This window comes from Allobosea sp. NPDC055353 (genome assembly GCF_053644975.1).
Genome location: NZ_JBSHMC010000001.1, coordinates 2,253,084 through 2,266,548 on the forward strand (window position 1 = coordinate 2,253,084; position 13,465 = coordinate 2,266,548).

The following is a 13,465-nucleotide window of genomic DNA, read 5'->3' on the forward strand; positions in this document are numbered from 1 at the left end:
ATATAGCCTGCTCAGGCAGGCTCCGCGACGGGGCCGGCCCTGTACTCATTGCGCCATCCCCCAGGTTTTACGCCCGAGGTTCCCATGTCCGGCTCGACCCGCTCCAGCGCCGATCTCGACCCGCGCCGTCGCAAGATCCTGTTCCGCGCCTGGCATCGCGGCATGCGCGAGATGGACCTGATCATGGGCCGCTTCGCCGACGACGCGATCGCCGGCTTCAGCGATGCCGAGCTCGACGAATTCGAGCGCCTGATCGAGGTGCTGGACCGCGACCTTCTCAGCTGGGTGACCGGGGAGGCTCCCGTTCCCGCGAATTACGACACGGACCTGTTTCGCAAGCTTCGGGCATTCCACCATCACGACAAGCCGATCCATGTGTGAAGGCTCGGCCGGCTCCCACCGTTGTCATTCCGGGGCTTCGCGCAGCGAAGAACCCGGAACCCACGACCGAGTGAGCCGCTTGCAGCCGAACACCACAGTCGCACCGAGCCGTGGGTTCCGGGTTCGCGCCTGCGGCGCGCCCCGGAATGACAAGCGATAGTCAAAACTGAAGCGTACCGATGAGCATTCCTCCTCCCAGCCAAATCGCCAAGCCCCAGCTCGACCGCCTGCTCGATGCGCTGAACCGTGGCGACAAGCCGACGCTTGCCGGCGTGCCGGATGGTTTCGACGCCGTCGTGCTCGCCGACCTGACCCGCGCCCGCGCCAAAAAGGCGGAAGGGCCGGCGCTGCTCGTCTTCATCGCGCGTGACGGCCAGCGCCTGCAGGTGCTCGAGAACGCGCTGCAATTCGTTGCGCCCGACCTCGAGGTGATGAGCTTCCCGGCCTGGGACTGCCAGCCTTATGACCGTGTCTCGCCGGCGCCGGCCATTGTGGCGCACCGGATGACGACGCTGTCGCGCCTCGCCAAGACCAGGTCAGGCGAGCGGCCGCGCCTGCTGCTGACCACCGTCAATGCGGCGCTCCAGCGCGTGCCGGCCTTCAGCAAGGTCGCGTCGGAGAGCTTCTCGGCCGCGCCCGGCAACATGGTCGATATCGAGCAGCTCGCGCGCTGGCTCGACATCAACGGCTATCTCAGAACCTCGACCGTGCGCGAGACCGGCGAATTCGCCGTGCGCGGCGGCATCGTCGACCTGTTCCCGCCGGGCATGCCGGCGCCGATCCGGCTCGATTTCTTCGGCGACACGCTGGAATCGATCCGCACCTTCGATCCGGAGACGCAGCGCACCACCGGGCAGCTCCGTGGGCTCGATCTCGTGCCGATGTCCGAAGCGCAGATGACGAGCGAGAGCATCCGCCGCTTCCGCCAGTCCTATATCTCGACCTTCGGCACGCCCGGCCGTGACGACACGCTCTATGAAGCCGTCAGCGAAGGTCGCCGCCCGGCCGGTCTTGAGCACTGGCTGCCGCTGCTGGCGGAAAAGCTCGACACGCTCTTCACCTATCTGCCGGACGTGCCGCTGGTGCTCGACCATCAGGCCGAGGATGCCACGGCTGAACGCATCAGCCTGATCAAGGACTATTACGACGCCCGCAAGGCCGCGCTGGAGCAGGGCGGGGGCGGCGGCATTCCCTACAAGCCGCTGCCGCCCGACGCGCTCTATCTCTCGCCGGCCGATTGGTGCGCGGTGATCGACGCCTCCGGTGTCGCCAGCCTGACGCCGTTCCAGTTGCCCGACAGCGAGGGCAAACTCATCCTCGATCTCGGCGGCAAGCAGGGCCGCAGCTTCGCGGCCGAGCGCACCGCCGATGCCGGCGGCGTCTTCGACGCTGCCGTGGCCCATGTGAAGGCGCTGGAGACTGAGGGCAAGCGCGTCATCCTCGCCGCCTGGTCGGAGGGCTCGCGCGAGCGGCTGGCGCATGTGCTCGCCGACCATGGCCTGAAGAGCACGCAACTGACCGGCTCGCTGCGCGCCGCCTTCGATCTGAAGCCCGGCACGATCGCGCTCGCGGTCTGGGGCTTCGAGACCGGCTTCGAGGCCGGGCGCCTCGCCGTCATCGGCGAGCAGGACATCCTTGGCGACCGCCTCGTCCGGCCGCGGCGCAAGACCAAGCGGCCTCAGGATTTCATCGCCGAGCTGTCCTCGCTCGCGCCGGGCGATCTCGTCGTCCATGTCGATCACGGCATCGGCCGCTTTATCGGCCTGCAGACAATCACCGCCGCCGGCGCGCCGCATGACTGCCTCGAAATCCATTATGCCGGCGATTCCAAGCTCTTCCTGCCGGTCGAGAATATCGAACTTCTGTCGCGCTACGGCTCCGAGGATACGGAAGTCCAGCTCGACCGGCTGGGTGGCGGCGGCTGGCAGGCGCGCAAGGCCAAGCTCAAGCAGCGCATCCGCGAGATGGCCGGCAAGCTCATCCAGATCGCGGCGGCCCGCGCGCTCAAGGATGCGCCGCGCCTGATCCCGCCCGGTGGCGTCTATGACGAGTTCTGCGCCCGCTTCCCCTATGAGGAGACCGAGGATCAGCAGAACACGATCGACGCGGTGCTCGACGATCTCGCGGCCGGGCGGCCGATGGACCGGCTGGTCTGCGGCGATGTCGGCTTCGGCAAGACGGAGGTCGCGCTGCGAGCCGCCTTCGCCGCCGCGCTGAACGGCAAGCAGGTCGCGGTCGTCGTGCCGACGACGCTGCTCGCGCGCCAGCACTACCGCAACTTCGCCGATCGCTTCGCCGGCTTGCCGGTCCATGTCGGACAGGCCTCGCGCTTCGTCGGCTCGGCCGATCTCAAGGCGGTGAAGCAGGGCGCCCGCGACGGCACGATGGATATCGTCGTCGGCACGCATGCGCTGCTCGGCAAGGGCGTCGACTTCAAGGATCTCGGCCTCGTCATCGTCGACGAGGAGCAGCATTTCGGCGTCGCTCATAAGGAGAAGCTGAAGGAACTGCGCGCCGAGGTGCATATGCTCACCCTCTCGGCGACGCCGATCCCGCGCACGCTGCAGCTCGCCATGACCGGCGTGCGCGAGCTCTCGATCATCGCAACGCCACCGGTCGATCGCCTGGCCGTGCGCACCTTCGTCACGCCCTTCGACCCGCTGATCGTGCGCGAGGCGCTGCTGCGTGAGAGGTATCGCGGCGGGCGCAGCTTCTATGTCGTGCCGCGCATCGAGGACATCGCCGACGTCAAGGACTTCCTCGACAAGCAGGTGCCGGAATGCAAGGTCGGCATCGCCCATGGCCAGATGGCGGCGGGCACGCTGGAAGACGTGATGACGGCCTTCTACGAGGGCCAGTACGATATCCTGCTCTCAACCACGATCGTCGAATCCGGCCTCGACATCCCGACCGCGAACACGCTGATCGTCCACCGCGCCGACATGTTCGGCCTCGCCCAGCTCTATCAGCTGCGCGGCCGCGTCGGCCGCTCGAAGACGCGCGCCTATGCGCTCTTCACCGTGCCGGCCAACCGCAAGCTGACCGAGCAGGCCGACAAGCGCCTCAAGGTCCTGCAGTCGCTCGATACGCTCGGCGCCGGCTTCCAGCTCGCCAGCCACGATCTCGACATCCGGGGCGCCGGCAACCTGCTCGGCGACGAGCAGTCCGGCCATATCAAGGAGGTCGGCTACGAGCTCTACCAGCAGATGCTGGAAGAGGCCGTGGCGGCGCTGAAGGCCGGCATCGAGTTCGAGACCGAGACGCAATGGTCGCCGGCCATCCAGGTCGGCGCGCCCGTCATGATCCCCGAGCACTATGTCGCCGACCTGACGCTGAGGCTCACCCTCTACAAGCGCCTCTCGACCATGGACGACGATGCCGAATTGCAATCCTTCGGCGCCGAACTGGTCGACCGCTTCGGTCCGCTGCCGGAGGAGGTCAACCAGCTCCTGGAGATCGTCGCGATCAAGGCGCTCTGCAAGCGCGCCAATGTCGAGAAGGTCGAGGCCGGGCCGAAGGGCATCATCGTGGCCTTCCGCGGTAACGAGTTCGCCAATCCGGAAGGGCTGGTCGGCTTCGTCGCCAAGCAGGGCACGCTGGCGAAAGTGCGCCCCGATATGCGCGTCGTCTTCATCGACGATTTCGACACGGTCGAGCAGCGACTCAAGGCGACACGCCGGCTGCTGACCGATCTCGCGCGGATCGCGGAAAGGAAGAAGGCGGCTTGAGCAGGCGCCGAACCTCTCCAGTCATAGCCCCCCGCAGGTCATCCCGGACAAGCGGCGAAGCCGCGCCGATCCGGGATCCATTCCGGAGCCTATCGAGTAAAGGTTCCGGAATGGATCCCGGGTCTCCTTCGGTCGCCCGGGATGACACGCGTTGGGTTGATCCCCTAAAGATCGAAGAACACCGTCTCGTTTTCGCCGGCGAGGTTGATGTCGAGCCACCAGGTGCCGTCCGGCTTGCGCTGGGCGATCAGGGTGTGGCGGCGCGCCTCGGGTACGAGCGCGAGGATCGGGTCGGTCTCGTTGCCCTCGCCATCGGCGAAATAGAGCCGGGTCGGCAGGCGCTTCAGCAGGCCGCGGCCGAAGACCGAGAGCGCGATATGCGGCGCCTGCAAGCTGTTGCCGGGGCCAGGCACGCGGCCGGGACGGATCGTGCGGAAGCGGAAGACGCCGTCCTTGTCGGTCGAGGCGCGGCCGAAGCCGACGAAATGCCGGTCTAGCGCCACATCCGCGCGATCATCGTCCGGGCTGGCATAGCGGCCCTTGGCGTTCGCCTGCCAGATCTCGATCATCGCGTCCTCGATCGGCGCGCCCGCGGCATCGTAGACGCAGCCGGCGAGCGCGATGACCTCGCCCTCGGGCGTACCCGAGACATTCGAGCCCGAGAGCAGGAAATGCTCCGGCGGCATCAGGTCGGGGCGGGCGCCCATCTCGGAACGGCCGACGAGATCGGCGCCGCCCTTCCATGGCAGGCCGTAATGGAAATAGGGGCCGACCGTCTGCCACGGCGTCTGGCCGAATATCGACGGGTCCTGGCTGTCCTGCCGTGGCGCCGCGTTGCGGCTCTCCAGATCAGTGATTGCCAGATCAGTGGTCGTCGTCATGGTCGTCCTCGAACGGCGTCTGGTCGCGGCCCTTGAGCACGATGTCGAAGACATAGCCCAGCGCCCAGTTCGGCTCGGTGGTACCGATATCGAAGCGCGAGACCATGCGCTGACGATAGGGCATCGGCACGGCATTCGCGATCGGGTCGATCTCGATCAGCGGATCGTCGGGGAAATACATCTGCGTGACCAGCCGCGTCGCGAAGGCCGGGCCGAGCAGCGAAAGATGGATATGGGCCGGGCGCCAGGCATTCTTGTGGTTGCCCCAGGGATAGGCGCCGGGCCGGATCGTGACATAGCGATAGCGGCCCTGCTCGTCGGTGATCACGCGACCGACGCCGGTGAAATTCGGATCGAGCGGCGCCGGCCAGTCGTCCTTGGCATGGATGTAGCGGCCGGCGGCATTGGCCTGCCAGATTTCGACGACGGTGTTGGGTACGGGTCTTCCGTCCTCGTCCAGAACGCGGCCGGTCACGACGATGCGCTGACCCTGCGGCTCCGCCTTGTGCTGGGTCGTGAGGTCGGCCATTGCCGGCCCCATCAGGCGCGACCAGTCGCTCGGCCCGGTCACCTCGGTCAACGTCTGCGGGATCGCGATCGGGGCCTGGCGCGGGCTGCGCGCCCCGGTCGAGCGGTAATCCGGCGAGAGCGAGGCCGGCTGCCCGGCATCGAGCCCCGCATAGGGAAGGATCAGGCTGCTCATGCGGCTTCTCTCTCCTTAGAGCCTCTAACAAAACCCGAAGGGGTCTCGACGCCGGCAATTCGTCCGCTCCGCCAGGAGCGGGGTGAAGCCGATACCGTTGGTATCGGCAAGCGCCGCGACGCCGCGGGCGGCCGAATTCCCGGCGCCGAAGGTGGGCTTTGGAGGGCCGCTTGCGGCGTCGGAACGACTTGCCGATATCGATGGATATCGGCTGCGCGCTCCTCCTGGCATTCGGCTCCTCCAAAGCCCATCGAGACCCCTCCGGGTTTTATTAGAGGCTCTTAGCCATGGCTCGGCGCGGGAACGCTGATCGGGCGCGCGAGCCTTGATTGCGCGGTAAGCCGGATGCCGGCATTGGCGGCGCCATAGCCGGCATAGCCGTCGCGCTGGACGATCTCGAAGAACAGCCCGCCATCCAGCGTCTGGGTATAGGCCTGCCGGAAGTTACCGCCAGCATCGCTGTCATGGAGGATGTTCAGCGCCTTCATCGCGTCGATCTCCTCGCCCGTCAGATCGGAGCGGGCTTCGAGGTCGTCATAGTAGTTCTCGGGGATGGGTAGCATAGCGACGCCATTGGCAACCAGCCGCTTGACGGTCGCGGCGATGTCGTCGGTCGCGAAGGCGATATGCTGCACGCCCGAGCCGAAGAAATCGGTGATGAAGCGGGCCGACAGCGTGCGATGGCTCTGCGAGCCGTTGAGGATGAGCCTGAGGCCGTGGCCGTTCCTGCCGTTGAGCCCGCTTTCGATGACCTGGCTCTGGACAACGCCGCCAGGGTCGAGCACGGCTTGGCTTGGCGTCTTCCGTGTCTCGAACAGCGAGGAATAGAACAGAAGCCAGGTCAGCATCTCCTCGTACTGCATGCTCTGCGAGACATGGTCGACGCCGGTGAGCCCGGCATCGTCCGTGGCTTCGCCGGTCGCCTCGAAATCGACCTCGGCCCAGCGGCCGAGCGCCGAGGCCTGGTCGAGGAAATAGAGCAGGCTGCCGCCGAGGCCGCGCACGGCCGGGATGTCGAGTTCGTCCGGCCCGATCGCGCCGGCATGGGGCACGTCGAGCAGGGCTTTTGCGCGGGCGATCGCGGCCTGTGCATCCGGCACACGCAGGGCGAGCGCGCAGACCGAGGTGCCATGGGTGATCTGGTAGCTATGGGCGAAGCCGTCGGCCTCGCTGTTCAGGACGATGCGGATATCGCCCTGTTTCCAGAGGTCGACATCCTTGGAGCGATGCGCGCCGGCGCGTGCGAAGCCGAGCGCCCGCAGCAAACGCTCGAAGCCCGGCCGCTCGGCCTCCGACACCGCAAATTCGATGAACTCGACCGCCTCGACCGGGGCCGGCGGCGGCATTGGCACGGCGCCCGGCACCGGCTTGCCGACCTGCCGCGCGGTCTCGTCGAGCAGCCAGATCAGCGAGCGATGGCCATCAAGCGCGACGGAGCGGGCCGAGCCGGCGCGGAATCGATCGTTGAAGATCTCCAGCGAGAGCACGCCGTCATAGCCGGTCGCGGCCAGCGCGCGCATAAAGCCGGAGAGATTGAGATCGCCCTGGCCCGGCAGGCAGCGCCAGTGCCGGCTCCAGGAGAGCGGGTCCATCTGCAGCAGCGGCGCATCGGCCATCTGCACCATCGCGATCCTGTCGCGCGGGATCGTGCCGATCGCCGCAAGATCGAGCCCGCGCGCCAGGATATGGAAGGAATCGAGGATGATTCCGACCTCCGGCCGGTTGGCGCGGCGCACGATCTCCCAGGCGTCGCGATAGTCGAAGACATGGCGTCCCCAGGCCAGCGCCTCGTAGCCGACGCGCAGACCCCGTCGTCCGGCCCGCTCGCCAAGCTCGGCGAAATCGGCGGCAAGCCGGTCGATACCCGGCAGGGCCTCCGGTGAGACGCTGGAGCAGACGAAAAGCAGGTCGGTGCCCAACTCCTGCAAGAGATCGAACTTGCGCTCGGCCCGGTCGAAGACGCGCTGGCGGCGCCCCTCCGGCATGCCCTCGAAATCACGGAAGGGCTGGCAGGTCACGATGGTCAGGCCGAGATCGCCGCAGATGCGCCGTACTTCCGTGGGCGAGCCGGGGAAGGCAATCAGGTCGTTCTCGAAGATCTCGACGGCCTTGAAGCCGGCGGCCGCGATGGCCTCGAGCTTTTCCTGCAGCGTGCCGGAGACGCAGACGGTGGCGATCGATGGAATCACGGGAGTGCCTCCTCTCAGGCCAGCTTGGCGACGGCGCGCAAGTCCTCGGCCGTGGTCGAAGGCAGGCCGAAGAATTCCAGATAGGCGGGGATCTGCTCGAACAGCATGTCGGTGCCGACCTGCACGGCGCAGCCGCGCGCGCGGGCCGCGGCAAGGAACGGCGTGATCTCCTGCGCCATCACCACCTCGCCGACGAGCGCGGACGGAGAGATACGTTCGACGTCCACCGGCAGCGGATCGCCCGGCTTCATGCCGAGCGGGGTCGCGTTGATGACGATGTCGAAGCCGTCGGGGTCGTTCGAACCCGTGGTGACGCGCAGGGCAGGGTAGTGCGCGAGCAAGCGCTGCCCCAATTCCTCGGTTGCGGATGCCAGCCTGTCGAACAGGCCAAGCTCTGCGACGCCGGCTTTCGCCAGCGAGGCCGCGATCGCGGAGCCGACACCGCCGGCGCCGACGACGAGCGTGCGCGCGCCAGCGAGCTTGCGCCCCTTGCGCAGGACGCCGCGCACGAAGCCCTCGCCATCGAACATATCGCCGCTGAGCCGGCCATCTGGTTCAAGGCGCACGGCATTGCAGGCGCCGGCGATGGCGGCGGTCGGCGAGAGCCTGTCGACGAGCCCGGTCGTGGTGACCTTGTGCGGCATCGTCACCAGCGCGCCATGAGCGTTGGACAAGCGGAAGAACAGCTTCAGAAAATCGGGATAATCCTCGCTGCGGCAGCCCATCGGCACGACGACGGCATCGATCCCCTCGCGCCGGAAATAGGGATTGTAGATCATCGGCGCCTTGAAGCTCTCGGTCGGGTAGCCGAGATGGCCGATCAATCGCGTCGTGCCCTTGATCATGCGCCGGCCCTCGCAGGGGCAGGCTCGGGGGCGATCTCGACCGGAGCGCCGCTGCGCGCCGCCCGCTTCACCGCCTCGATGACGGCGAGCGTCGCAAGCCCCTCGCGGCCGGAGACGAGCGGAGCCTCCTCGCCGCGGATCACCGCGCAGAAATGCCGGACCTGCGCCTGCAACGGATCCTCGGGGACGAAGGGGATGCGCTCGCGCCGCAGCGGCTCCCACCAGCCGCGCTTGTCGCTGTGGCTCCAGAGTTCGAGTGCCGGGATCGTCAGCGCCCCATGCGTGCCGCCGATCTGGTAGCAGGACTGGTCCTGGCGCGGATAGGCCGGGTTCTCGCCGGTCGTCAGCTCCCAGCTCCAGGGCGAGACCACGGTATCGGAGGCGCTGACCGTGCCGAGCGCGCCATTGGCGAAGCGCAGGATCGCGACGGCAGTCTCTTCGGCTGGGTTGCCGCGCACGGCATTGGAGCTCAGCGCCTGCACCCCGACGATCTCGCCGCAGAGGTAGCGGAACAGGTCGATATCGTGGATCAGGTTGATCAGGACCGGGCCGGCGCCTTCCTGCCGGCGCCAGTCGACGTCGAAATAATCATCTGGCTTCACCAGCCAGAACTGACCGTTGAGCGTCAGGATGCGGCCAAGCCGGCCAGCAACGATCGCCTCGCGCGCCTTCCGGATCATCGGGTTGTGGCGGCGGTGATGGCCGACGAGCAGCGGCACGCCTGCCGCCTCGGCGGCCTGGACCAGCTCGCGGGCGCTGTCGACGCTGTCCGCCAGCGGCTTCTCGACCAGCATCGGGATTCCGGCCGCAACCAGCTCCAGCCCGTTGGCGACATGAAGCTGGTTCGGCGTCGCGACGATGACGCCGTCCGGCTTCTCGGCTGAGGGGAGGGCGTCGAAGGCGGGATACCAGGCGACGCCGATCTCCTCGGCGAAGGCCCTGCCGGCCGGAGCCGGATCGATGATCGCCGAGAGGCTGGCGCCGGGCTCGGCCCGGACATGGGCGGCATGGCGCTTGCCGATCAGACCCGCCCCCATCACCGCGATCTTCACCGGAGCCATCGGGTTGATCCTCACGCGGCCTGATCGTCGATCAGCTTGGCGATGCGCCGCAGGCCGAGCTGGTAGCCTTGCGTGCCGAAGCCGGCGATGACGCCGTCCGAACGCATGGAGACATAGGAGTGGTGGCGGAAGGCCTCGCGCTTATGCACCTGCGAGATATGGCACTCGATCACCGGCCCTTCGAAGGTGTTGAGCGCGTCGAGCAGCGCGACCGAGGTATGCGTGAAAGCGGCCGGATTGATGACGATGCCGGCGCCGTCCTCGCGCGCCTCGTGAATCCAGTCGATCAATTCGTATTCACGGTTGGACTGGTGGAAGCGCAGTTCCAGCTTCAGCTCCTCGGCGAGCTTGCGGCAGTCGCGCTCGACATCGGCCAGGGTCTCATGCCCGTAGATATGCGGCTGGCGCTTGCCGAGCAGGTTCAGGTTCGGGCCGTTCAGGACATAGACGAGGCGGGACATCGATCGCATTCCGTTGAGGCATCCGGTACCATGCCGGACGGGCGTTTCAGTGCTTGTGCAGGATTTCGCCGAGGAACTTCCGGGTGCGCTCATGGCGCGGGTTGTGGAAGAACTCTTCCGGCGGGGCCTCCTCGACGATGGCGCCTTCGGCCATGAAGATCACGCGGTTCGCGACCTGCCGGGCGAAGCCCATCTCGTGGGTGACGCAGATCATGGTCATGCCCTCCTCGGCGAGCGCAATCATGGTGTCGAGCACCTCCTTGACCATCTCGGGATCGAGGGCCGAGGTCGGCTCGTCGAACAGCATGACCTTGGGCTTCATGCAGAGTGCGCGGGCAATCGCGACGCGCTGCTGCTGTCCGCCCGAAAGCTGGGCCGGGTATTTCTCCGCCTGTTCCAGGATCTTCACGCGGCCGAGCAGTTGGCGGGCGGTGGCCTCGGCCTCCGTTTTGCTGGCCCCGAGCGAACGCATCGGCGCCAGCATGCAGTTCTGCAGCACGGTCATATGCGGGAACAGGTTGAAATGCTGGAAGACCATGCCGACCTCGCGACGCACCGCGTCGATGGTCTTGGCATCGTCTCCGAGCCGCATGCCGCCGACCCTGATCTCGCCCTCCTGGTAGCTCTCCAGATGGTTGATGCAGCGGATCAGCGTCGATTTGCCGGAGCCCGACGGCCCGCACAGGACGATGCGTTCGCCCTTGCGGACCGTGAGACTGATATCGGTCAGGGCCTTGAACTCGCCATACCATTTCTCGACATGCGTCATGGCGATCATGGCATCCGCTGAAGCGGCGCTCTGGACGGCTGGCTGGTTCATGGCCCTGACCTCGTTTCTTCGCGCGCTCAGCTCGCGGTGAAGGTGATGCCTTCGAGGCTGTCCGGGAACTTGTGCACCGGCACCTTCATCCACTTGTCGTAGATCTTCTGCAGCTCGCCATTGGCCTTGATCTTGTCGATGAAGCTGTTGATCGCGGCGTTGATCTCCTTCTCGCCGAGGCGGGTGCAGGCGCCGTTATAGAGGTTCTGGAAGTCGAGCTTGTTCTCGAATTCGCCGGGGCGGGCCTGCTCGATGCGCTGCATGTAGAAGATGTTGCCGCCGATGGCCTGGACCTGGCCGGAGACCAGCGCCTGGATCGAGGGCGCATCGCCGTCATAGCGGCGGATCGTGGTGTTGGCGGGCGCGTTCTTGGTCACCTGCGTGTCCTGCGCCGCGCCCTTGGCGACGCCGATCGTGTAGCGGCCCATATCCTCGTTGGTGGTGATCTTGTCCTTCTTCGGCCCGATGAACACGATGGTGTTGGCGACATAGGGCTTGGAGAACTGCACGGCCTTAGCGCGCTCCGGCAGCATCGCCATGGTCGCGAACAGGACGTCGACGCGGCCGGTGGTCAGGGCCGGGATGCGGTTATTGACCTCGAGCGGCACGAACTCGACCTGCACGCCGAGCTCCTTGGCGAAGAGCGTCGCGATATCGGCGTCGAGGCCGTCCTGCTTGCCGGCGCTGGTGACGAAACCCCACGGCGGGTTGTCGCCCTGGATGCCGACGACGATCTTGCCCTTCGCCTTGATCTCGGCCGGGGTGACGGCGAGGGCAGGGGTGCCCAGTACGGCCGGCAGGGCCAAAGCAGCCGCGCCCGCGATCAGGACGCTGCGGCGGGTGGTCTTCATCTTGGTCATGTTTCTCTCCCTCTTTGTGCTTGGTGGTTGGTCAGGCGGTGAACGGGTCTGTCAGCGCGAGGCGATGGCCATGCGCCGCTCCAGATGCGAGCCGTAGAGCGAGAGCGGCCAGCACAGCAGGAAGTAGAGGATGCCGACGATCCCGAAGACGAGGAGCGGCTGGAAGATCTGGTTGGAGACGATGTTGCCGGCCCGGGTCAGCTCGGTGAAGCCGACGATCGCCGCAAGCGAGGTGCCCTTGATCAGCTGAACCAGGAAGCCGATCGTCGCCGGCAGCGAGATTCGGATCGCCTGCGGCAGGATGACATCGCGCATGCGGGAGACGTATTTCAGGCTCAGCGCCTTGGCGGCCTCGGTCTGGCCCTTCGGCACGGCCTCGATCGAGCCGCGCCAGATCTCGCCGAGATAGGCGCTGGCATGGAGCGTAAAGCCGATCGCGACCGCGACCCAGGCATCGAGCTTCAGACCGACCAGCGCCAGTCCGTAATAGACCACGAAGAGCTGCATCAGGAGCGGTGTGCCCTGGAACAGCGCGATGTAACCGGAGGTGATCCGCTCCATCAGCGGCCGGCCGGATACGCGCATCAGCGCGATCGCGAGCCCGCACACGCCGCCGCCGATGAAACCGACGATCGAGAGCAGCACGGTCCATTTCAGGCCGGTGAGCAGGAAGAGAAATTCGTTCGATCCCATCGCGCCCTCACTTCACCGGATAGCTGAAGTAACGGGTCGAGATCGCCGCGAAGAAGCGCATCATCACCCAGGAGATCACGAGGTAGAACAACGTGATCGTGCCGTAGACCTCGAAGGAGCGGAAACTGTCGGACTCGATCCGCTGCGCCACCGAGGTCAGCTCGTAGGCCGAGATCGCCGAGGCGATGGAGGTGGTCAGCGTCAGCAGCACGAACTGGCTGGTCAGCGACGGAAAGATCGCGCGCAGCGCCGGCTTCAGTACGATCAGCCGGAAGACCTGCGCCTTGTGCAGTCCGAGCGCGAGGCCCGCCTCGATCTGGCCCTTGCCGATCGACTGCACGCCGCCGCGGATGATCTCGATCGCATAGGCGCCGCCATTGATGCCGAGCGCGATGATCGCGGTCGGCGTCGGGTCGAGCCGCAAACCCGCCAGCGGCAGGGCGAAATAGATGAAGAAGATCTGGACCAGGAAGGGCGTGTTGCGGATGATCTCGACGAAGGCCTTCACCAGCCAGCGCACCGGAGCGATCCTGGAGTCGCGCAGGATCACGCCGCCGATGCCGATGACGATGGCCAGCGCCATACCGCAGATCGCAAGCAGGAAGGTGCCGAGGCAGCCCATCAGCAGGGCCGGCATCCCGTCGATCACCGGCGTGAAATCGAGCTTATAGTTCATGGCGCTCCCTAGATCATCGCGCGCCCCACGGGGCGCGGGAACGATGATCTATCTCCTTGGTGTTGCATCGGATTCGTCCGGAAAGCGGCTTCCGCTTCTCGGTCCGATGCAGTTGCGGTCGACCTTCTTGGCAGGGTCGATCCGGCTCCCGTCTGCAGTCTCGGCAC

The 13,465-nt window shown here is 66.6% G+C and carries 12 protein-coding genes; 2 read left to right on the forward strand and 10 right to left on the reverse strand.

What is annotated here, in order from left to right:
* Positions 1 to 84 precede the first annotated feature (84 nt).
* Positions 85 to 381: an FAD assembly factor SdhE gene (locus ACWIEX_RS10400; RefSeq protein WP_377848387.1), complete on the forward strand. Its 297-nt coding sequence runs from the start codon at positions 85 to 87 to the stop codon at positions 379 to 381.
* Positions 382 to 560: 179 nt separating this feature from the next.
* Positions 561 to 4,109 carry a transcription-repair coupling factor gene (mfd, locus tag ACWIEX_RS10405; protein ID WP_454032964.1) on the forward strand — a complete coding sequence of 1,183 codons (3,549 nt, stop codon included), beginning with the start codon at positions 561 to 563 and terminating at the stop codon, positions 4,107 to 4,109.
* A 164-nt stretch (positions 4,110 to 4,273) separates the two neighbouring features.
* Here mfd and pcaG read toward each other — a convergent pair whose 3' ends face one another.
* From pcaG to ACWIEX_RS10455, 10 genes are all read right to left on the reverse strand, one after another.
* Positions 4,274 to 4,990, reverse strand: coding sequence for a protocatechuate 3,4-dioxygenase subunit alpha (pcaG, locus tag ACWIEX_RS10410; RefSeq protein ID WP_454032965.1), 717 nt, complete (start codon positions 4,988 to 4,990; stop codon positions 4,274 to 4,276).
* On the reverse strand, positions 4,974 to 5,693 hold the full coding sequence (gene pcaH, locus ACWIEX_RS10415) for a protocatechuate 3,4-dioxygenase subunit beta (RefSeq protein WP_454032966.1): 720 nt from the start codon (positions 5,691 to 5,693) through the stop codon (positions 4,974 to 4,976). The genes pcaG and pcaH overlap by 17 nt, the downstream gene beginning before the upstream one ends.
* 281 nt (positions 5,694 to 5,974) lie before the next feature.
* Positions 5,975 to 7,882 carry a bifunctional sugar phosphate isomerase/epimerase/4-hydroxyphenylpyruvate dioxygenase family protein gene (locus tag ACWIEX_RS10420; protein WP_454032967.1) on the reverse strand — a complete coding sequence of 636 codons (1,908 nt, stop codon included), beginning with the start codon at positions 7,880 to 7,882 and terminating at the stop codon, positions 5,975 to 5,977.
* A gap of 14 nt (positions 7,883 to 7,896) precedes the next feature.
* Entirely contained in the window at positions 7,897 to 8,727 is an 831-nt protein-coding gene (locus ACWIEX_RS10425) for a shikimate dehydrogenase family protein (RefSeq protein WP_454032968.1), read from the reverse strand.
* Positions 8,724 to 9,788, reverse strand: coding sequence for a Gfo/Idh/MocA family protein (locus tag ACWIEX_RS10430; RefSeq protein ID WP_454032969.1), 1,065 nt, complete (start codon positions 9,786 to 9,788; stop codon positions 8,724 to 8,726). Before ACWIEX_RS10430 ends, ACWIEX_RS10425 begins: the two co-directional genes overlap by 4 nt.
* 11 nt (positions 9,789 to 9,799) lie before the next feature.
* Entirely contained in the window at positions 9,800 to 10,249 is a 450-nt protein-coding gene (gene aroQ / locus ACWIEX_RS10435) for a type II 3-dehydroquinate dehydratase (RefSeq protein WP_257732860.1), read from the reverse strand.
* A 46-nt stretch (positions 10,250 to 10,295) separates the two neighbouring features.
* Positions 10,296 to 11,027, reverse strand: a complete 732-nt coding sequence (locus tag ACWIEX_RS10440; RefSeq protein ID WP_454033493.1) for an amino acid ABC transporter ATP-binding protein — start codon at positions 11,025 to 11,027, stop codon at positions 10,296 to 10,298.
* Positions 11,028 to 11,095: 68 nt separating this feature from the next.
* Complete coding sequence (locus ACWIEX_RS10445) at positions 11,096 to 11,929, reverse strand: transporter substrate-binding domain-containing protein (RefSeq protein WP_454032970.1); 834 nt, start codon at positions 11,927 to 11,929, stop codon at positions 11,096 to 11,098.
* 51 nt (positions 11,930 to 11,980) lie between these two features.
* Entirely contained in the window at positions 11,981 to 12,622 is a 642-nt protein-coding gene (locus ACWIEX_RS10450; protein WP_454032971.1) for an amino acid ABC transporter permease, read from the reverse strand.
* 7 nt (positions 12,623 to 12,629) lie between these two features.
* Positions 12,630 to 13,298: an amino acid ABC transporter permease gene (locus tag ACWIEX_RS10455; protein WP_454032972.1), complete on the reverse strand. Its 669-nt coding sequence runs from the start codon at positions 13,296 to 13,298 to the stop codon at positions 12,630 to 12,632.
* Positions 13,299 to 13,465: the final 167 nt, after the last annotated feature.